20 protein-coding genes and 1 rRNA gene are annotated in these 19,095 nt (G+C 43.4%); 10 read left to right on the top strand and 11 right to left on the bottom strand.

What is annotated here, in order from left to right:
• The 3 genes from NI466_RS14110 to tyrS all read right to left on the bottom strand — a co-directional run.
• Positions 1-89: ribosomal RNA gene (locus NI466_RS14110) — 16S ribosomal RNA — on the bottom strand; the annotation flags it as partial.
• Positions 90-822: 733 nt separating this feature from the next.
• On the bottom strand, positions 823-1,116 hold the full coding sequence (locus NI466_RS14105) for a hypothetical protein (RefSeq protein ID WP_253173884.1): 294 nt from the start codon (positions 1,114-1,116) through the stop codon (positions 823-825).
• A 532-nt stretch (positions 1,117-1,648) separates the two neighbouring features.
• Entirely contained in the window at positions 1,649-2,863 is a 1,215-nt protein-coding gene (gene tyrS, locus NI466_RS14100) for a tyrosine--tRNA ligase (protein ID WP_253173883.1), read from the bottom strand.
• Positions 2,864-2,943: 80 nt separating this feature from the next.
• On the opposite strand from tyrS, the gene NI466_RS14095 reads away from it, so the two are divergent.
• Positions 2,944-4,071, top strand: a complete 1,128-nt coding sequence (locus tag NI466_RS14095) for an anhydro-N-acetylmuramic acid kinase (RefSeq protein WP_005094877.1) — start codon at positions 2,944-2,946, stop codon at positions 4,069-4,071.
• Between the two features lie 103 nt (positions 4,072-4,174).
• On the opposite strand, the gene NI466_RS14090 is transcribed toward NI466_RS14095, so the two are convergent.
• The 4 genes from NI466_RS14090 to NI466_RS14075 all read right to left on the bottom strand — a co-directional run bounded on the left by NI466_RS14090 (position 4,175) and on the right by NI466_RS14075 (position 8,368).
• Complete coding sequence (locus tag NI466_RS14090; protein ID WP_253173882.1) at positions 4,175-5,467, bottom strand: lytic murein transglycosylase; 1,293 nt, start codon at positions 5,465-5,467, stop codon at positions 4,175-4,177.
• A 711-nt stretch (positions 5,468-6,178) separates the two neighbouring features.
• A complete protein-coding gene (locus NI466_RS14085; protein WP_253173881.1) occupies positions 6,179-7,300 on the bottom strand; it encodes a 5-(carboxyamino)imidazole ribonucleotide synthase in 1,122 nt (373 codons plus the stop codon).
• 15 nt (positions 7,301-7,315) lie between these two features.
• A complete protein-coding gene (purE, locus tag NI466_RS14080) occupies positions 7,316-7,828 on the bottom strand; it encodes a 5-(carboxyamino)imidazole ribonucleotide mutase (RefSeq protein WP_005104916.1) in 513 nt (170 codons plus the stop codon).
• A 198-nt stretch (positions 7,829-8,026) separates the two neighbouring features.
• Positions 8,027-8,368, bottom strand: coding sequence for a DMT family protein (locus tag NI466_RS14075; RefSeq protein ID WP_004647146.1), 342 nt, complete (start codon positions 8,366-8,368; stop codon positions 8,027-8,029).
• 242 nt (positions 8,369-8,610) lie between these two features.
• Between NI466_RS14075 and mpl the strand changes: the two genes are divergently transcribed.
• Together mpl and NI466_RS14065 are read left to right on the top strand one after the other, a co-directional pair.
• Positions 8,611-9,975, top strand: coding sequence for a UDP-N-acetylmuramate:L-alanyl-gamma-D-glutamyl-meso-diaminopimelate ligase (mpl, locus tag NI466_RS14070; RefSeq protein WP_253173880.1), 1,365 nt, complete (start codon positions 8,611-8,613; stop codon positions 9,973-9,975).
• 358 nt (positions 9,976-10,333) lie between these two features.
• Positions 10,334-11,416, top strand: coding sequence for a zinc-dependent alcohol dehydrogenase family protein (locus NI466_RS14065; RefSeq protein WP_253173879.1), 1,083 nt, complete (start codon positions 10,334-10,336; stop codon positions 11,414-11,416).
• Between the two features lie 62 nt (positions 11,417-11,478).
• Here the strand turns inward: NI466_RS14065 and NI466_RS14060 are convergent, their stop codons facing one another.
• On the bottom strand, positions 11,479-11,952 hold the full coding sequence (locus tag NI466_RS14060) for a BLUF domain-containing protein (protein WP_004281912.1): 474 nt from the start codon (positions 11,950-11,952) through the stop codon (positions 11,479-11,481).
• A gap of 196 nt (positions 11,953-12,148) precedes the next feature.
• On the opposite strand from NI466_RS14060, the gene NI466_RS14055 reads away from it, so the two are divergent.
• Positions 12,149-12,496: a hypothetical protein gene (locus NI466_RS14055; protein ID WP_004647142.1), complete on the top strand. Its 348-nt coding sequence runs from the start codon at positions 12,149-12,151 to the stop codon at positions 12,494-12,496.
• Here NI466_RS14055 and NI466_RS14050 read toward each other — a convergent pair.
• Positions 12,489-12,779 (bottom strand): GNAT family N-acetyltransferase, encoded by a 291-nt coding sequence (locus NI466_RS14050; protein WP_191112714.1) that lies wholly within the window; start codon positions 12,777-12,779, stop codon positions 12,489-12,491. The genes NI466_RS14055 and NI466_RS14050 overlap by 8 nt on opposite strands.
• A gap of 31 nt (positions 12,780-12,810) precedes the next feature.
• On the bottom strand, positions 12,811-13,089 hold the full coding sequence (locus NI466_RS14045; RefSeq protein WP_253173878.1) for a GNAT family N-acetyltransferase: 279 nt from the start codon (positions 13,087-13,089) through the stop codon (positions 12,811-12,813).
• Positions 13,090-13,244: 155 nt separating this feature from the next.
• Here NI466_RS14045 and NI466_RS14040 point away from each other — a divergent pair, with 155 nt between their 5' ends.
• Together NI466_RS14040 and NI466_RS14035 are read left to right on the top strand one after the other, a co-directional pair.
• Positions 13,245-14,438, top strand: coding sequence for a sugar transporter (locus NI466_RS14040; protein WP_253173877.1), 1,194 nt, complete (start codon positions 13,245-13,247; stop codon positions 14,436-14,438).
• 331 nt (positions 14,439-14,769) lie between these two features.
• Positions 14,770-15,735 carry a TerC family protein gene (locus tag NI466_RS14035; RefSeq protein WP_004728997.1) on the top strand — a complete coding sequence of 322 codons (966 nt, stop codon included), beginning with the start codon at positions 14,770-14,772 and terminating at the stop codon, positions 15,733-15,735.
• A gap of 39 nt (positions 15,736-15,774) precedes the next feature.
• Here the strand turns inward: NI466_RS14035 and NI466_RS14030 are convergent, their stop codons facing one another.
• Positions 15,775-16,347: a nucleotidyltransferase family protein gene (locus tag NI466_RS14030; protein WP_253173876.1), complete on the bottom strand. Its 573-nt coding sequence runs from the start codon at positions 16,345-16,347 to the stop codon at positions 15,775-15,777.
• A gap of 98 nt (positions 16,348-16,445) precedes the next feature.
• Between NI466_RS14030 and guaD the strand changes: the two genes are divergently transcribed.
• The 4 genes from guaD (at position 16,446) to NI466_RS14015 (ending at position 18,956) form a co-directional block, all read left to right on the top strand.
• Positions 16,446-17,774, top strand: a complete 1,329-nt coding sequence (gene guaD / locus NI466_RS14025) for a guanine deaminase (RefSeq protein ID WP_180039081.1) — start codon at positions 16,446-16,448, stop codon at positions 17,772-17,774.
• Entirely contained in the window at positions 17,749-17,874 is a 126-nt protein-coding gene (locus NI466_RS15950; RefSeq protein WP_004647134.1) for a hypothetical protein, read from the top strand. The genes guaD and NI466_RS15950 overlap by 26 nt, the downstream gene beginning before the upstream one ends.
• 124 nt (positions 17,875-17,998) lie before the next feature.
• A complete protein-coding gene (gene hpt, locus NI466_RS14020) occupies positions 17,999-18,526 on the top strand; it encodes a hypoxanthine phosphoribosyltransferase (RefSeq protein ID WP_004647133.1) in 528 nt (175 codons plus the stop codon).
• 172 nt (positions 18,527-18,698) lie between these two features.
• Complete coding sequence (locus NI466_RS14015; RefSeq protein ID WP_004281926.1) at positions 18,699-18,956, top strand: GlsB/YeaQ/YmgE family stress response membrane protein; 258 nt, start codon at positions 18,699-18,701, stop codon at positions 18,954-18,956.
• The last annotated feature ends 139 nt before the right edge of the window (positions 18,957-19,095 follow it).

Genomic DNA, 19,095 nt, shown 5'->3' with positions numbered 1-19,095 from the left:
AGTTACCGAAGCAACTTCCCCCGCTCGACTTGCATGTGTTAAGCCTGCCGCCAGCGTTCAATCTGAGCCATGATCAAACTCTTCAGTTTAAAATCAGTAGTAGCTTAAAGGCTACCAATCTTGGCTCATCAATTTTCTGACAAATATTTCTCAAATAAACTTCGAGTAATTTCTACCATCAATCAATGAAAATAATTTCGATCGATCAACCAGTAAAAATCCACACAAGTTGTTCTTCATAATCTCTTAATGATCTTTCTAACACCTCGTCAGTGCTAGAAGCTGGACTTCGATAAACTCAACAACTCCGCCATTCTGCTTCGTTCGTTTCCGTCTATCTCGTCGGTATGGGTGCATTCTAGAGGATTTCAGAATCATTGCAACCCCCAATTCACTATATTTTTCACGTATGTCTTTTTTTTCTACAAAAATTACTAAAAAATCGCTTTTTTATCTAATTTTTAAGCGTTTTTATGCAACAAACCCACTAAACACTTCATTTTATTTTTATAACTGAAAATTCATTTAGACCTAAAAACTATCACAATAATATTTAAAACAGTATTTTTAGCCTGTTGACTTTGAAATCTTGTCTTTTATTTAAATTAGGTCGTCAAAAGAAAACCAAAATCATCCTATCTCGCCCAACAAACCGATCTAAATCCTAGACTCCTCAATTGATGAGTTATTTTTTACGTAAAAAGCTTTTATAAAAGCCTATTCTTAGGCTGCTATATAAAAGAGGTATTCATTTTTAGTTTTCGAATCCCAAAACCATGCTTAGATCACTTATATATAGAAGATAAAGTCTGTTATTTTGCATTAAGCGACTTTTTCCTGCTGTTGCTGTCCACGCCAGTGTTGCATGACTTCTACAATCATGTCTTTCTTGCCCCGATAATCCTCGGCAATAAAGAATAATTTCGCGCGTCGCGGTAACTGCTCTTCTATCAGAGAAAATAAAAAGTAATGTGCGGCCAGATCAAGCTGCATAAATAAAGTATAGACAGATCCATAGAGTTGCTGTTTTTGTTCGACCGGCTGGTATTCAAATAAGAACCGTAATATGCAATCGATTTGTTCATCAAAAATATCTTCTGTTGGAAAGCGATACATTCAATCACCTCTGCTTTAATTTTTTATGTTTTGCACTTTTCTTTTGGAGTCAATTGAAATGAACTTACCCTTAGAGGCCATTCACTTAAGTTCGATTTGTTGATTAATTTTAAGTTTAGTTGCTCAATGAGAAGAGTAGACATGCAGATTTATATCTTGATTACGCAATCAGAATAAATAAAAAAGGAAGAGATCTCTCCCAAAATCTCCTCCTTAGAATTGAATCTTTACCCGATCCATTATGTCATTATTATAGTTATTCGCTTTAAAGCTTTTAAAAAGAGCCTCTTGAAAAAGAGACTTTCTCAGTTGTGGAGTACTATTATTTTTACTACCCTCTAGATGCTCTAAACGAATTCTCTAGATGAATAAATCCTATACATAATAAAGATGAAAAGCAAGTGATTTGGGAAAAATTAACTCTTGTTTTCATAGGGTTTTTTTTGACTTTACTTATTTGATTTTTAAATATAGAACATCAATAAAAAAAGCAGACCAAAGCCTGCTTTTATTTCAATAACTTATCCGTTTTTTAGTCAACAAAAGTGACTTTCGCAATTGCTTTTTTGCTGGCCTGAACAATCAAAGTTACGTTTTCTTTCACAGAATACGTTGTATCTACAGTCTGCCAATCCACTTTCACTGCGCCACGGCCTAATGCATCCTTAGCTTGGGCTGCGTTTTTGGTTAAGCCTGCCTCACGTAAAATCGAGGTAATAAAGATTTCACCACCAAACTCGCCACGCGAAATAGTGACTTCTGGCGTACCTTCAGGTAACTCACCCTCAGTAATGATATTACCCGCACCTTTATGGGCATTGGCAGCCGCTTCTACACCATGGAAACGCTCAACCAGCTCTAACGCAAGAATCTTTTTGACTTCTTGCGGGTTACGGCCTTCTGCCACTTCTTTTAATAGTTGCTGAATTTCTTCAATGGTTTTGAAGCTCAGCAGATCAAAATAACGCTCAATCAATGCATCCGGCATTGAAAGCACTTTCTGGTACATCGCGCCCGGCGCATCAAATACACCAATATAGTTACCTAAAGATTTAGACATCTTGTTGACGCCATCTAAACCCTCAAGGATTGGCACTGTGATACATACTTGTGCTTCTTGGTTATAACGACCTTGTAAGGTACGACCCATCAACAAGTTAAAGGTTTGATCTGTACCACCCAATTCAACATCTGCTTCCAGCGCAACAGAGTCATAGCCTTGTACCAATGGGTACAAAAATTCATGAATCGCAATTGGCTGCTGGTTATTATAACGCTTGGTGAAGTCATCACGCTCGAGCATACGCGCAACCGTCTGCTGTGATGCCAATTGAATTAGATCAGCCGCAGTTTTTTGTGCAAACCACTCCGAATTGAACACTACTTTGGTTTTGTTTGGATCAAGAATCTTAAACACTTGTTCTTGATATGTTTTAGCGTTCTCTAAAACCTGTTCACGTGACAATGGTGGACGTGTTGCGCTCTTACCAGTTGGATCACCGATCATCGCAGTATAGTCACCAATCAAGAACAATACTTCATGACCCAAGTCTTGGAATACTTTTAACTTATTAATGAGAACCGTGTGGCCCAAGTGCAAATCAGGTGCAGTCGGGTCAAAACCCGCTTTAATTTTTAATGGACGATTCAATTTTAATTTCTTGAGAAGGTCTTCTTCAGAAATAATTTCGTGGGTGCCTCGTTGAATGAGGGCAAGTTGTTCTTCAGCCGGCAGGAAATTTGACATCACAAAATCCAATACATCAGTTACTCAATTTGTGCGATATACTAACACTTTTTCAGCATATTGCAGGCTTAAGAATAACCATGACAGCGATCTATATTGGGGTAATGACCGGCACGAGCATGGATGGTGTCGATATTGTTGCTGCTTCTTTTGATCCACTCCAGCTTCATGCCACACTCACTTTGGCATTTGATCCTGACCTTCGGGATGAGCTGATGGCACTGACTTTGCCGGATGACAATGAAATTGACCGCATGGGCAAGGCTGATGTTGCACTGGCACAAATGATTGGTCATGGTATTAATGCGCTGATTGAAAAAAATAACCTCGATAAATCCAGAATTAAGGCGATTGGCTCGCATGGCCAGACTATCCGGCATCGTCCTGAACATGGCTTCACCCTGCAAATTGGTGACCCGAACATCATTACTGAAATTACCCAGATTCCGGTGATTTCAGATTTCCGTCGTCGTGATCTGGCGGCAGGTGGTCAGGGAGCACCTTTAGTTCCGGCATTTCATCAGGATATTTTCCAGCATGACAGCATTCACCGGGTAATTTTAAATCTGGGCGGTATTGCCAATGTCAGCCTGCTACCTGCCGGCAAGCCTGAAGAGGTTTATGGTTTTGATACCGGACCGGCCAATATCCTGATGGATGCTTGGTGTTCCCGTTATACTGGCCAGCCTTTTGATGAAAATGGTAACTGGGCAGCCTATGGCACCCCGATTCGCAGTTTACTCGATCGCTTGCAGTCACACGAATTCTTCTCCAAAGAACCTCCGAAAAGTACTGGTCGTGAAGATTTCAACCTGGAATGGCTGGATGAACAGATTGCTGACTGGCGCAATGACCTGCAATACGATGAACTGGAAGATACTCCGGAAAATGTACAGGCGACTTTATTAAAGCTCACCACCCGCGCCATTAAAAAAGCCATTTACCGCTCCGGCATGGATACCGGACAGGTTTTTGTTTGCGGGGGCGGTGCCTATAACTCACATTTATTGGAGCAGCTGCGCTGGCGCCTGCGCAAACATGAATGGAGCGTACAAACTACCGCCGATCTGGGCTTAAGCCCGACCTGGGTAGAAGCCACGGCCTTTGCCTGGCTGGCCATGCGTTTTATGAACCAGCTAAATGGTAATTTGCCAGCAGTCACTGGTGCTGCTGGATATCGCGTCCTCGGTACCATTACTGCAGTCTAAGCCATCCTAAACAATATTATTTCCATGACTATATAGTTATTGGAAAGATAGTCATTAAAAAAGGTCTACATGAATGCAGACCTTTTTTTCGTTTTCAATATTTTTATTGCATCATGCGTTTGGCATTTTCATTTCTAAAGGCCCGCAAAATCTGCTGACCGGCACGACCTGTCGGACTTAAGCCTAAACGCTGCTGTTCCTGACGAATCGCCTGCCGGGTTTTATCTCCAATCAGGCCATCCACCGCACCAATGTCATAACCTCGATTCAATAAAAATTGCTGGATCTCACGACGTTCTGCACGAGAAGTTCCCGGATCATCAGTAGGCCATGTGGCCGTAAAGCTACCTTTACCTTGCAGGCGATCGGATAAATGTGCAATCGCTAAGGCATAACTTTCTGCCGTGTTATAGCTATAAATGGCATCAAAGTTTTTAAAGACCAGGAACACCGGGCCATTCGGCCCCACAGGCGCAAGTAATCCGGCTTGAGAGGATTGTGATAAATTTCCTTGAATTAAAGGCGAACCGTCGGCACGCACCACCCCTTGATTGATCCAACTACTCAAGGATTTTTTATTGCGACGACCTTCACCGGAAACCGACATGCCTTGAGGGATCTTGACTTCAAAGCCCCAAGGTTGTCCGCTCTGCCAGCCACGCTTGCTTAAAAAGTTAGCGGTCGATGCCAGTGCATCCGGAATACTTGAAACTAGATCACGTCGGCCATCACCATCAAAATCAACTGCAAGTTCATCATAAGTCGATGGCATAAACTGGGTATGACCAAATGCGCCTGCCCAAGAACCCTTTAATTGTTCTTCACGTACATCGCCACGCTGTAACAGTTTCATGGTAGTAAAAAACTCACCACGGAAATAACTCTGGCGACGACCTTCACAGCTCAAAGTTCCTAAAGCCTGTAATAAAGGATATTTCCCAGAAATATCACCAAAATTACTTTCGACACCCCAGACCGCAACTACCGTTTCTGCAGGTACACCATAGGTGGCAGCAACACGATTGAGCACCTCACGATGTTGCTGTAATTTTTGCCGGCCGAGCTGAACCCGCTCTTCATCCACCAAACCAGACAGATAATCCCAAATCGGGGTAGAAAATTCAGGCTGGTAATTCAGGCGTTCAATCACTGAATAATCAGGGCTTAAGTTTTGGGTATAACGATCATAGGTACTGCCGCTTACACCTCTAGCAACAGCTTGACTGCGCAAATTGGCGAGACAGTTTTGAAAATTATTTTGGGAGGCATAATTCGGGATATTTGAACTAGAGGTCAAATCAGTCGGCGTGACACGTTGACCATTAATAATAAGTTCAGCCTGTGCCTGTGAAGCAGCCAAGACCACAGAACCAATAAAAAGTGCAAGCCGTTGCATAAGACCCTTGAGTATTTAGATTTTGAATTATGTTTCTACCTTAGCAGCTCATGATGAAAATTAAAGCGCCAATGCGTAAATTTAAATTCATAATTCCTACACTTTTAAATTCATTTTGTAATCTTTAAATTTAAACATGAGTTATCCACAAGCCTGATTTAAATTCAAATCAGCGGGATTTTTAAATTCAAATTCAAAACACTTGCAATCAGTTTTGAATTTAAAAATTACTGGGGATAACTTGTTTCAGGAAAAGCGAGTCACGATCATCAACATGCTCTAATTACACTAGTTTTCATTTTAAATTCATTTGAATAATGGGCTAATATTTTTAAATTCAGAAACTTTGAATTCATTTATCCAGTTTTAAATTTGAATTCATATTTTTGAATTTAAAAGCGCAAGTTTAAATTCAAAGCCCGATTTAAATTTGAATTTGTTTTATGAATTTAAATTCAAAACCACTTTCCAGTTTTAAATTCAAACTCTGATTTCAGGCTTATCTACAAGTGAATATGGCAAAATTCAGCTGTAAAAAAGGTTTTATTGAATTGTTATATTTATACTCAATTGATCAGTTTATAAGCAATTGATTTAAAAACTGATCCGACCAATGGCAGGCATTTTTAAAGAGGCGCAATCATGCCTGAAAGCAGACAAATAAAAAAGCGATCACCGAAGTGATCGCTTTTTTTATCAGCAAGTTAAAGCCTAGATGGTCATATCTTCGCTCAATGCCAATGGATTCGGTAAAATTTTCGCCAGTTGGCGGCAAAGCACAGACAATTGCGCGCTGTCATTTGGCATCAAGGTGATGTGACCAATCTTACGGCCTTCGCGCTCTGACTTGTTGTAGAGATGCAAATGCGCACCTTCCAGAGCCAGAACATCTGCAGATTTTGGATGCTGACCAATGATGTTCACCAAGACAGTTGGACGGATCACTTCAGTTGAACCTAAAGGCAAACCAGCCACCGCACGTACATGATTCTCAAATTGCGAACATACGGCGCCTTCAATCGACCAGTGCCCCGAGTTGTGCACGCGTGGTGCCATCTCGTTGGCATATAAGCCTTTGTCTGTCACAAACAGCTCAAGGGTTAGGACACCGACATAGTTCAAGTGATTCAGCAGACGAGTGATGTAATCTTGCGCCACAGGTTGCAAATCTGCGCTGTTCGGTGCAGGCACAATCGAGTGCGACAGGATCCCGTTATGATGATGGTTTTCTGCCAAAGGCCAGGTTTTGACATCGCCATTCTGACCACGCACTGCAATGATCGAGACTTCACGCGAGAAAGTCACGAAACTTTCAGCAATCAGTTCACCCGCAGGGCCCAATTCTGTCCAAGCCTGATCAATCTGATCGGCCGAACGTAAAACGAATTGGCCTTTGCCATCATAACCGCCACGTGAAGTTTTCAGTACGATCGGCAAACCCAGTTCAGCTACAGCAGCCTCTAAGCTTTCCAGTGAAGTGACCGCTTTGTACGGTGCAACCGGAATAGCCAGTTCATCAAACAAGGCTTTTTCAGACAAACGATGCTGGGCAATCGCTAAAGCTTGACGTGGCGGATGCAGTTGCTTGCTTTGTGTGAGTACATCAACATCTGCAAGGGGCGTGTTTTCAAACTCCAAACTAAATACATCTGCACTATTAATAAAGTCTTGCAGACCATTTTCAGGCTGGCTCGAAATCACCGGGCCCAAAGCAGCAGAAGGGCAGTCTGTGCTGGCTTCAAAAAATGTACATTGAATATTTAATGGAAGTGCCGCTTGCGCCATCATACGACCCAGCTGACCGCCACCAAAAATACCGATGGTTTTATCCATAATCTGTGTCTCGACTTAAGCCTGGCCTGGAATATTGTTGCTTGCTACTTTATCTGTTTGCGCTGCACGGAAATCTGCAACATTTTTTGCGATTTCTGGACGGGTCAAACCCAGAATTTGCGCGGCCATAATGGCAGCATTGGTGGCACCGGCAGGACCAATCGCCAAGGTACCAACCGCAATCCCAGCTGGCATTTGCACAATAGACAGCAATGAATCAATACCGTTTAAAATCGAAGATTTCACAGGTACACCCAAAACTGGAAGATCAGTTTTCGCCGCACACATACCCGGTAAATGCGCTGCACCACCTGCACCAGCAATAATCACCTGAATACCACGATCACGCGCTTGCTCAGCATATTCAAACAGGCGGTCTGGAGTACGATGTGCAGAAACAACTTCGGCTTCAAATGGGACACCAAGCTGCTTGAGCATATTGGCAGTGTGTTCGAGAGTTGCCCAATCTGATTGAGAACCCATGATAATACCTACGAGAGGAGTATCTTGTGCAGCAGCCGCATTCATTGCAAATTTTCCAGAGATTAAAGTGAGAAAAGATAAATCTCGACGAGAGAGCCAAGCTTGAATAGGAGTGCGTATTATAGACTGAAAATTCAGCTTCATAAAATTTAACGGTCAAAGCAAGGCTCGATTTTTCTTGTTTTTTTATCGAATTTTCAAAAACTGGAATAAAAATAGGGTAGTAGTCACACTTGCAGCCATTCAGGAACTGCGGAATACAAAATAGACACATCCACACAGACATAAAGCAGCCCAGAGATAATCCAGTTTAAAGGGCTGTTTAAACATAAAAATCATAAAAGGAACAAAGACTAGTAAGGTCACGACTTCCTGGGTGATTTTCATTTGACCGACTGCCAGGCCTTGCTGCGCCAGTAATTTGGTCGCTGGAATCATCAGACTATATTCAAACAGGGCAATGGCCCAGCTGAACAAAATCGCTTGCCAGAGCGGTGCATCATGCGGCAAAAATTTTAAATGCCCATACCAGGCCAGGGTCATAAAACAGTTGGCAATTACCAGAAGAAATAAAGCCGGCAGCATTTGCATGCACTCTGCAAAAAGGTCGGACTTATTTTACGGTTTATTTGGCGAAAAGATATTGCATCACTTTGAAATTTTCTTTGAATTTACCCGTGAAACAGGATTTAAAAAATCCCACAACAAGGCCAGAATTTTCACTATCTTTTCAGCTAAAGCCTTGCTATCGTTGCTTGCAAATTGAATAAATCATGACAACAGCACCAATATAAAGTGATGGGTCAGACAGGAACGGAGTAAAGTAGATGCATCTGCATATTTTGGGTATTTGTGGCACCTTTATGGGCTCGTTAGCGCTACTTGCACGCGATCTGGGCCACCAGGTAACAGGTTCAGACCTGAATGTGTATCCACCCATGTCGACCCAACTTGAAAATGCGGGCATTACTTTAATGCAGGGTTATGACCGCAGCCATTTGCAGCCTCATCCGGATCTGGTCATTGTCGGTAATGCTATGAAGCGTGGTATTGATGCAGTCGAATATATGCTGAATGCAGGTTTGCCTTATATTTCAGGTCCGCAGTTCCTGGCTGATCATGTTCTGCAAGGTAAACACGTGCTGGGTGTCGCCGGAACACATGGTAAAACCACGACCACCACGATGCTGGCCTGGGTACTGGATCAAGCGGGTCTAGAGCCGGGCTTCCTGATTGGCGGTGTGCCGTTGGGTTTTTCAGAAAGTGCGCGTCTCGGTGGCGGGAAATATTTCTGTGTAGAAGCTGATGAATACGATTCTGCTTTCTTCGACAAGCGTTCCAAGTTCGTGCATTACCATCCAAAAACCGCAATTTTAAATAACCTGGAATTTGACCATGCCGATATCTTTGATGATTTGGCGGCAATTCAAAAGCAGTTCCATCATTTAGTTCGTACCATTCCAAGTGAAGGCCGGATTATCGCGCCGATTACTGAGAGCAATATTGATGAAGTGCTGGAGCAGGGCTGCTGGACGCCTGTAGTGCGCACCAGTCTGGATGCCAACGAAAAATCTGAATTTTATGCAGAACAGTTATCAGCAGATGGTTCACATTTCAAAGTGCTGCAACAGGGCGTGGTCAAAGGCGAAGTACAATGGAATATGACTGGACAGCATTCGGTGGCCAATGCCTTGGCCACGATTGCTGCCGCTGAACATGTCGGCGTATCGATTGAAACTGCCTGTGAAGCACTATCGAATTTTGGTGGGGTGAAACGCCGTATGGAACTGTTAGGCACAGTCCGTGGTATCGAGGTTTATGATGATTTCGCCCATCATCCGACGGCGATTGATACGACCTTAGAAGGTGCGCGCAAACGTCTAGGGGAACGCAAACTCTGGGCAATTATTGAACCACGTTCCAATACCATGCGCATGGGCAGTCATAAAGATGGCTTGGCTCATTCAGCACGTCTGGCCGATGAAGTGATCTGGTATCAACCGGAAGGACTGGACTGGGATCTGCAACCGGTCATTGAGGCTGCGCCAAACAAGGCCAAAGTTGCACGCACACTGGATGACATCATTCAGACCGTGGTAGCAGAGGCAGGCGAGGGCGATGCCGTAGTAATTATGTCGAATGGTGGTTTTGGTGGTTTGCATCAGAAGCTGATTACTGTTTTACAAGCATAAAACAGATTTAAGTGAAGTGAAGAAGCCCGCCTAGCGGGCTTTTTTTAGCATATTAAAACGTTGATTGAGAAAAAGTGAACCGTTGTTCTGATCCTGCAATCCTATGATTTAAATATTGACCCAAATAGCAGATTTATCTCTGAACCCTCCCTGATGATCTTTTGTTGCAATCTGTACACAAGACTCATTGCAGCGCCATATCACTCAAGGCACAATCGAGAAGAACACAGGTATCTATAGGCCTGAAAGCCAGATCATAAATCAGCCCATCGCTGTCACTATATAAAAGCAATCGAGGCGTTCATTATTCTCGCTGAGTCAGGTCATTCTCATTCCTCATTCCATTAGGAGATGTGTCATGACAACGATGAAAGCGATGGTCTATTACGGCGCAAATGATATCCGCTTTGAAGACCGCCCAGTTCCCACCATTTTGCATCCCAGCGATGCCATCATTAAACTGGAAAAAGTTACCATCTGCGGTACCGACTTGGGTATCTGGAAAGGTAAAAACCCGGAAATTGAGCAGGAGGCTACGCGTAAAGAGGGCAGCTTTAAGGGACGTATTTTAGGTCACGAAGGTATTGGCATTGTGGAAGAAGTTGGTTCCGCCGTGCAAAATTTTAAAAAGGGCGACCGGGTGATTATTTCCTGTGTCAGCCGCTGCGGAACCTGTGAAAACTGCCAGAAACAGCTCTATGCCCATTGTCGCAATGAAGGCGGCTGGATCATGGGTTATATGATTGATGGCACCCATGCCGAATATGTACGCACGCCCTTTGCCGATACCTCACTCTATCATTTACCCGATGGCCTGAATCAAGATGTGGCCGTATTCCTCTCAGATATCCTGCCAACTTCACATGAAATTGGGGTGCAATATGGCGATGTCAAACCAGGCGACAATGTCGCGATTGTCGGGGCAGGGCCAATCGGTATGAGTTGTCTGCTCACCGCACAGTTTTATTCACCCGCCAATATTATTATGGTAGATATGGATGATAACCGACTGGAATTTGCCAAGACTGTCGGCGCAACACATACCATCAACTCTGCCAAAGAAGATGCCATTCAAAAGATTTTAGAGATTACCGATGGACGCGGGGTCGACTGTGCCATTGAAGCAGTGGGGGTGGAGCCTACCTGGAATATTTGCCAGCATGTCGTGAAAGAGGGCGGGCATATTGCCAACGTCGGCGTACATGGTAAACCGGTGAGTTTTGAACTGAACAAACTGTGGATTAAAAACCTGACCATTACTACCGGTCTGGTGAATGCCAATACCACAGGGATGCTGCTGAAAACCTGCTGTTCCGGCAAATTGCCCCTAGAAAAACTGGCGACCCATCATTTTAAATTTGCCGATTTTGAAAAAGCCTATGATGTCTTTAAACATGCCTCTGATGAAAAGGCCTTAAAAGTCATGATTGACATGAGCTAATGTAAGTCAGATAAAAAAGTCCGCATGGCGGACTTTTTTATTTTCAGCTTTGATCCATCAGATTAGAAATAGGGGACATAACCACGCTGCTTATAGCCTTTTGGCGATGCCAGACTGGCCTGATTTTCTTCCAGGCGATACAGTACTTTGAGGAATTCGGCAATTCCTGACTGCTGCAAGGCATGTGGATCAAATTGCTTCAAACCTAAACGTGAAAATAAAGAAGAAATTTCACTGTGTTTATGCACATATTTCATTGACCATTCCGAGAAATGGGAATGCTCTACCATCGCATCTGCAAAACGCAAGATATTGTGATGGCGGGGATCCCGACAAATGCTCTGAAATAAACTTTCCACTACTTCAGCCTGACCTTCAAGGCACTGGAAAAATTTGCCATGGGAATAATACAACACCCCATGAATCTGATGCTGAAGATTGAACTTCCGGGCAGTGGCCAAAATATCACTCAAATCTTGTAACAACTCTTGTTCAGATTCTATGCGTTCACTGGCATAGCAAAGCTGTAGCATCATGCCATCTCACTAGAGGGAAGAATTAAAACCACAATTTAATCAATAATTTTAAATTAAGTCGACCATTTTTTAAGCAAATATCCGTTTTTGCTTACACGGTTTTCAGTTTGCATTTCTGGACTAAACTTTTAACAATAGTGCCTAAATTATTAAACGAATCTTTTCATACACCTACCATGAACATGAGGATCACTTGATGTTAAAAGATCTGATTTTAACCCTCGCCTTGTTATGTGTGTGTTTTATCCTGATCATCACTTTAAATGACTGGCAATTCAGCGCTCAAACCAATCTGCTGATCAGTTCAATTTTTATTAGCTGGACGATCTTGAAATTTGTTGGGCATCGTATTTATTTTCATGCCAGTTACCTGCTGATTATGGCAATTTTAGTGATGCTGCAACAGTTTGAAGAAATTTTCTGGGCGATGACCGGGGTGATGGCAGGTTTCGGTTTATATACCCTGTTACAGGTTATATTGATTCCTGCCTTGAAAGAAAGATTGCATTTATCTTTCGGGAAATCCCCTTGGATGGTTAAATAGTCGTTGCCGCGACATCTGCCAGACTACGGTCACGTTTAAACATGACATCCACATAGGAACATTGCGGGATGATGGTTAAACTTTTTTCACGGGCAAAATCGACCAGTACATCTAGCATTTTCCGGGCAATACCTTGGCCACGCAAGGAATCATCGACCCAGGTATGATCGGCAATGATGACTGCATCGCCCCGCCATTGATAAGTGATCTCGGCCAGGCGGCGTCCTTGAGCTTCCATAAAAAATACACCACCACGTTTTGAATCTTGATATTTAATTTCCATACGAATCTAAACCTTTATTGTCATTTTTAAATTATAAAACATCATTAAAGCGAGGCTCTCGCTCGAACACGGATTTGGCAAAAGGGCATTTTGGAATAATCCTGATGCCGTGTTCACGGGCAAAATTCACAGCGGCCTCGACCAGATAATACCCGACGTGCTGTCCGCGTAGGCTGTCATCGACCCAGGTGTGTTCAATCACTAATTGATCTTCATTTACTCTGGAATAACTCATTTCTGCCAGACGTTTTTCATTTGGCTCTACAAACCATAAACCTCCAGTGCCCTGTTGCTGATGCTCGATCAACATGCCGATCCTCTCCTTGTTTTTAAGCCAGACTGACATATTTTTCCCTGCTCTATTGTTAGATTTCTTTTAAAGGATTGTGAATCTGTCCTTCTGACCAATACCGCATTTTGCTCAATAGGTTTAAACTGCCGGCCGGTTCTTTTTATCAGATATGTATGTCCAGCTCTTCTTCCACCTCCTCGGTGACACGTCAATGGGTCTGTGTGATTGCTTTAGCCTCTGCTGCCTTTATTTTCAATACCACCGAATTTATCCCGGTGGCGCTATTAAGTGATATTGGTACCAGTTTTGCCATGTCACCGACCCAGGTCGGGTGGATGCTGACAATTTATGCCTGGGTTGTGGCGCTGCTTTCTTTGCCAATGATGTTACTGACCAAAAATATTGAACGGCGCTTTCTGCTGATGATTTTATTTGCGGTGTTTATTTTCAGTCATGTGCTGTCCTATTTTGCTTGGAGCTTTAGCATTCTGGTGCTGAGCCGGATTGGTATTGCCGTGGCGCATGCGCTGTTCTGGTCAATTACGGCGTCGCTTGCCGTGCGGGTTGCGCCAAAGGGCAAAGAGTTTCAGGCACTGGGCTTATTGGCTACCGGTACCGCCATGGCGATGGTCCTGGGAATTCCCTTTGGCCGGATGATCGGGGAGGCCTATGGCTGGCGCAATAGTTTTGCCTTGATCGCAGTTGTGGCGAGTGTGGTGTGTGTACTGCTGGCCAAAACCTTGCCTTTATTACCAAGTGTCAATTCAGGATCACTCAGTAGCTTAAAAAGCTTGCTAAAACGTCCCAGCCTGATGCTGGTTTTTGTGCTTACCGTTCTTGTGATTAGCGCACAATTTACCGCCTATAGTTATATTGAACCCTTTGCACTGAATATTGCGCAATTCAGCTCTGCGCAGACCACCAGCTTATTGCTGATTTATGGCGGTGCGGGCCTGATCGGGTCTTATGTATTTGGCCGCTTTGCACCGCATTTTCCCCGACTCACCATTCCGCTATTTACACTCGGGCTAGGGATCTCGCTGCTGTTATTGCTGCCCCTGTCTCAGGGTGTAATTCAGCTCAATAGCCTAGCGTTAATCTGGGGCATCAGCATTATTGGGTTTAGTCTGGCCCTACAAGCCAAGACCTTAAATCTGGCTTCCGATGCGACTGATGTCGCCATGGCGATTTTTTCAGGTTTGTACAATGTCGGGATTGGCGGCGGTGCCTTACTCGGCGGTCTGGTAACGGCACATATCGGATTACATAGTATTGGCTGGGTAGGAGCCATCTTGGCTAGCCTAGGTTTTCTGATCAGCTTATATCTGATTCAGCGTCCGGATTTCTTAGGTAAGAAAGCACCTTGAAGCATGATTTTTGTAAATTAAATTGTAGTCTTAGCAAAAATCTGTCATGCTTGCTGCACATTGAGCTACCGCTCAAATAAAATTTAGTTTGAACAAGGGGAGTAGCCTCCTCCAAGCGTTTAAGAATGAAATTTCAATTTTTAAACGTGTCAGAATATCGTCATTACACTTTGCAAAAAGTCGGTATCTGAGCATCTTGAAGTCACACTTTATATAAAAAAGTGGAACAGTAAGATGTAGGCAAGACCTTGATCATGTTGTTATAGATGTTTTTCATCTGGCAACTGGTCAAGGTTTTTTTATGGCTAGTTGTCCGATGTGGAGAATTCACATGGAAACCATTGGTACACTCTGGCTGTATCTCGTCTTTTTCGCGATTGTCGCAGTCATGCTGATAATCGATTTTGTCGGCTTTAAGCATCAGCATGGTCAGGAAGTTAAAGTCCGTACTGCTGCCTACTGGAGTATTGCCTGGGTCAGTGTCGCGACTTTATTTGGTGGCGGCTTATGGCTGTATCTGGAGCAGACCGCAGGCACGGCAATTGCCAATGCTAAGGTTATGGAATACTTTGCCGGTTATCTGCTGGAAAAATCCCTGGCGATTGATAACGTCTTTGTCTGGCTGATGATCTTCGCGGCCTTTGCCATTCCACCCGCACTGCAACGTAAACTGCTGTTATATGGCGTACTGGGTGCGATTGTACTCAGAACCATCTTTATTTTTATTGGCGCGTGGTTCGTGCAGGAATTCTCCTGGATTCTATATATCTTCGGTGCGTTCCTGGTGTATACCGGCTTCAAATTCCTGCGTGGTCAGCATGAAGAAGACAGCAATATTGAAGATATGGCGATTCTAAAATGGCTGCGTAAACATATGCGTATTACCCCGCAACTTCAGGGTGACAAATTCTTTGTCCGTCAAAATGGTTTGCTCTGGGCAACGCCGTTGTTCCTGGTCCTGATCCTGGTTGAAGCCTCTGATGTCATCTTTGCCGTCGATTCTATTCCGGCTATTTTTGCCGTCACCACCGATCCCTTCATTGTCCTCACTGCAAACCTGATGGCGATTTTAGGCCTGCGCGCAATGTTCTTCCTGCTCTCGGGCGCAGCCTCAAAAATGCATTATCTGCCTTATGGCCTCGGGATCATTCTGGTCTTTATCGGCTTTAAGATGTTGATGCTAGATGTGTTCCATATGCCGATCTGGATTTCTTTGAGCTTTATTGTGATTGTCCTGACTGTGACCGCGATCTTGTCGATTCGTCATAGCAAGAAATATAACGAAACCACCCTGTAAAAAGTAATCATCAAAAAAGCCTGCATCAGCAGGCTTTTTTTATTGTTCTATCAGGGATAATTTGGGCCATTTTTGCAAAAACTGTTTGCTCAGCATGCGTTGTTCGAACACGGCATAACTGACTAAATTCGGATTCCAACGCAGCTTTAACTCAAATAAATCTGCTAAACTGAAAGGGGCAATCAACTCCAACTCATCATCTTTCAGGCGCAGTGCCAAGGCCGTGACAGTTTCTGGCCATAATGACAGCGCATGACTAATTGAAGTTAAAGGCTCAATACTTTCATTTTGATCGGTACGATACCACTCATGTACAAAGGCTTGATTGGTCACATCCCAACAGATATCTGGAAAATAGTCTTTTAACTGATCTGCAAGTTGCTGTTCTATAGCGCGAGCCTGCTTATTTTCGTCATAGAAAATTACATCGACCTCAATATGATTCATTTCATATTCCCAGTCATGTAAATGCGCCCAGATCACATGACGTAACACACCCGCTGCGACATAAGCTTCAGAGTGCAATTGTGCTAACTGATGCAAGATGCGCATTAAGGTCGGCTGCGCACGCACGATCTGTTGAAATTGATCATGATAATTGGATGGGGTCATAAAAGAATCTGGATCACTATTTAAATATGAATGTTCATACAAACATGGCAATTTTTTCAGCTACAATCAATCGAAAAAATTAAAAGCGTAGGTTTAAAATGTCTTCTGTAATTGCAACGACAGCGATCCGTGGTCGCTTCCTCGATATTCAGAATACAGTTGCCCAAGCACGTGATATACACGACCAAGTGCGATATGTAGAAGATGGTTTAGTCATCATTCACGAAGGTAAAATCCAGTGGTTTGGTCCTTGGCAAGAAGGGCAGTCACGACTTCCTACCGACCTTGAATTACAACACTATCCAGATCAACTGATTGTTCCCGGATTTATCGACACCCATATTCATTTCCCGCAAACGGAAATGGTCGGGGCTTATGGTGAACAACTGCTGGAATGGTTAAATACCTATACATTCCCCACTGAAATCCAGTTTCAAGATGCATCCTATAGCGAAAAAATTGCCGAATTTTTTGTGCAGGAATTGCTTAAAAACGGCACCACCACTGCCCTGGTCTTTTGTACCGTTCATCCTGAATCCGTAGATGCTTTATTTAATGCCGCAACCACACGCAATATGCGTTTGATCGCAGGTAAAGTCCTGATGGATCGTCATGCACCGGAAGCGCTGACGGATACAGCAGAAACGGCTTATATTGACTCTAAAGCGCTGATTGAAAAGTGGCATGGACAGGGACGGAACCTGTATGCGATTACCCCACGCTTTGCACCGACCTCAACACCTGAACAACTACAAAAAGCCGGGCAGCTCAAAGCCGAATATCCGGATGTCTATGTGCACACCCATTTAAGTGAAAATAAAAATGAAATTGCTTGGGTCAAAGAACTCTTTCCTGAACGTGAAGGTTATCTGGATGTGTATCATCATTATGGTTTAACCGGGAGCAAGTCCGTCTTTGCACATTGTGTGCATCTGGAAGATAAGGAATGGGATTGTATGCATCAGACCGACTCCGCCATTGCCTTCTGTCCGACCTCAAATCTATTCCTTGGCAGTGGCTTATTTCCCCTGAAAAAAACTTGGGACAAAGGGGTCAAAGTCGGCTTAGGCACAGACATTGGAGCAGGAACATCATTTAATCAGCTGCAAACCCTGAATGAAGCCTATAAGGTGCAGCAGTTACAGGGCGAAAAACTCTCCGCCTTTGAGGCCTTGTATCATGCCACTTTAGGCGGTGCCAAAGCCTTGAGTCTGGATGATCGCCTGGGGAACTTTAATATTGGCAAAGAAGCCGACTTTGTGGTGCTGAATCTCAATGCAACTGCCTTACAGCAGTTACGCCAGAGCAGAGCTAAAAATATTGAAGATGCATTTTTTGCACTGACCATGCTTGGCGATGACCGTAATATTGCAGCCACCTATGTCTATGGAGCAGCCGTTTATGTCAAAGCAGCAGCCAGTGAATAAACCGAAAAAATCCCGCCGTCGCCAATACTTGATCCTGTCTGCAATGGCACTGGGCTGTGTTTTTTTATTGAAACGCGATTCAACAGCGGCTAAAAAATGATTACATTTACAGCCAGCAAAACAGGTGCATCTCTGCTAGGGATGTATTAAAATTGCGACGTATTCAGGTGTTGCAGGTCAACACCTTTTTTATTTTGCTATTTTTACTTTTTAGGTATCTACCCATGACCGTTCAAATGAGCGTAATGATTTCCGCTGAAGAAATTCAAGCTAAAGTCAAAGAGCTTGGTGCTCAAATCAATGCACACTATGCCAATAGTGACAAAGAACTTGTGCTCATCGGTTTATTACGTGGTTCAGTGATTTTTATGGCTGATTTATGTCGTGTGATTTCAAAACCGCATGAACTGGATTTCATGACTGTGTCCAGTTATGGCGGTGGCACGGTATCGTCACGTGATGTAAAAATCCTGAAAGATTTAGACGGTGAAATCCGTGGTAAAGATGTGTTGGTGGTTGAAGATATTATTGATTCAGGCAACACTTTAAGCAAGGTACTCGAAATCCTGCAAACCCGTGAACCTAACTCGATTCAACTGTGTACTTTGGTAAGTAAACCATCGCGTCGTGAAATCGATCTGAAAGTCGAATTTATGGGCTTTGAAGTTGAAGATAAATTTATTGTGGGTTATGGCCTAGACTATGACCAGAAGTACCGTCACCTGCCATTTATTGGTGAAATCGGTCTTTAAAATCAGGTTGAAAAAAGTGGCATAAGCCACTTTTTTTATGCCTAAAATGGACAGGAAACCGGGAACAAAAAATAACATCTCGTTTCAGGATTCAACTTTTTATAATCCTGACTTTATTTCAAGATGATTAAACAGATGTGAAAACAAAGACATGACAAGAAGGAGTATGCATATGTGGACAATTATTGTGGCGATCGTCATTGGTTTTGTAGCAGGTCTGATTGCACGTGCCATTCACCCGGGTAATGACAAGGCAGGTTTTATCATGACCACCTTGCTGGGTATTGCCGGCTCCTTATTGGCGACTTTTGGTGGTCGTATGCTCGGTCTATATTCGGCAGATTCCGCAGCAGGTCTGATTGCTTCCGTGATTGGTGCTGTGATTATTCTGTTTATTTATAATATGGTGACCAAACGCCGCACGGTCTAAATCAAGTTGACGCTGACTGGATCACCTTAATAAAAAAGCACCCAATGAGGCACTGCTGTCCCATAGTTTGCTTTAAATAAAAAAACCTGAGTCCTAACAGTTAAAATATGAGTGCAAACAAACACTTTAACGACCAGGA

Origin of the sequence: Acinetobacter lwoffii (genome assembly GCF_024129595.1) — a bacterium.
Lineage (GTDB): Bacteria > Pseudomonadota > Gammaproteobacteria > Pseudomonadales > Moraxellaceae > Acinetobacter > Acinetobacter lwoffii_O.
The sequence above is the reverse complement of the archived record's forward strand: the minus strand, read 5'-3'. Positions and strand labels throughout refer to the sequence as shown.

Excerpts from the sequence above, each read along its gene's own strand:
- NI466_RS14105 (WP_253173884.1), bottom strand. The coding sequence starts at position 1,116 with ATGTATCGCTTTCCAACAGAAGATATTTTTGATGAACAAATCGATTGC.
- tyrS (WP_253173883.1), bottom strand. The coding sequence starts at position 2,863 with ATGTCAAATTTCCTGCCGGCTGAAGAACAACTTGCCCTCATTCAACGA.
- NI466_RS14095 (WP_005094877.1), top strand. The coding sequence starts at position 2,944 with ATGACAGCGATCTATATTGGGGTAATGACCGGCACGAGCATGGATGGT.
- NI466_RS14090 (WP_253173882.1), bottom strand. The coding sequence starts at position 5,467 with ATGCAACGGCTTGCACTTTTTATTGGTTCTGTGGTCTTGGCTGCTTCA.
- NI466_RS14085 (WP_253173881.1), bottom strand. The coding sequence starts at position 7,300 with ATGGATAAAACCATCGGTATTTTTGGTGGCGGTCAGCTGGGTCGTATG.
- purE (WP_005104916.1), bottom strand. The coding sequence starts at position 7,828 with ATGAATGCGGCTGCTGCACAAGATACTCCTCTCGTAGGTATTATCATG.
- NI466_RS14075 (WP_004647146.1), bottom strand. The coding sequence starts at position 8,368 with ATGCTGCCGGCTTTATTTCTTCTGGTAATTGCCAACTGTTTTATGACC.
- mpl (WP_253173880.1), top strand. The coding sequence starts at position 8,611 with ATGCATCTGCATATTTTGGGTATTTGTGGCACCTTTATGGGCTCGTTA.
- NI466_RS14065 (WP_253173879.1), top strand. The coding sequence starts at position 10,334 with ATGACAACGATGAAAGCGATGGTCTATTACGGCGCAAATGATATCCGC.
- NI466_RS14060 (WP_004281912.1), bottom strand. The coding sequence starts at position 11,952 with ATGATGCTACAGCTTTGCTATGCCAGTGAACGCATAGAATCTGAACAA.
- NI466_RS14055 (WP_004647142.1), top strand. The coding sequence starts at position 12,149 with ATGTTAAAAGATCTGATTTTAACCCTCGCCTTGTTATGTGTGTGTTTT.
- NI466_RS14050 (WP_191112714.1), bottom strand. The coding sequence starts at position 12,779 with ATGGAAATTAAATATCAAGATTCAAAACGTGGTGGTGTATTTTTTATG.
- NI466_RS14045 (WP_253173878.1), bottom strand. The coding sequence starts at position 13,089 with ATGTTGATCGAGCATCAGCAACAGGGCACTGGAGGTTTATGGTTTGTA.
- NI466_RS14040 (WP_253173877.1), top strand. The coding sequence starts at position 13,245 with ATGTCCAGCTCTTCTTCCACCTCCTCGGTGACACGTCAATGGGTCTGT.
- NI466_RS14035 (WP_004728997.1), top strand. The coding sequence starts at position 14,770 with ATGGAAACCATTGGTACACTCTGGCTGTATCTCGTCTTTTTCGCGATT.
- NI466_RS14030 (WP_253173876.1), bottom strand. The coding sequence starts at position 16,347 with ATGACCCCATCCAATTATCATGATCAATTTCAACAGATCGTGCGTGCG.
- guaD (WP_180039081.1), top strand. The coding sequence starts at position 16,446 with ATGTCTTCTGTAATTGCAACGACAGCGATCCGTGGTCGCTTCCTCGAT.
- NI466_RS15950 (WP_004647134.1), top strand. The coding sequence starts at position 17,749 with ATGTCAAAGCAGCAGCCAGTGAATAAACCGAAAAAATCCCGCCGTCGC.
- hpt (WP_004647133.1), top strand. The coding sequence starts at position 17,999 with ATGACCGTTCAAATGAGCGTAATGATTTCCGCTGAAGAAATTCAAGCT.
- NI466_RS14015 (WP_004281926.1), top strand. The coding sequence starts at position 18,699 with ATGTGGACAATTATTGTGGCGATCGTCATTGGTTTTGTAGCAGGTCTG.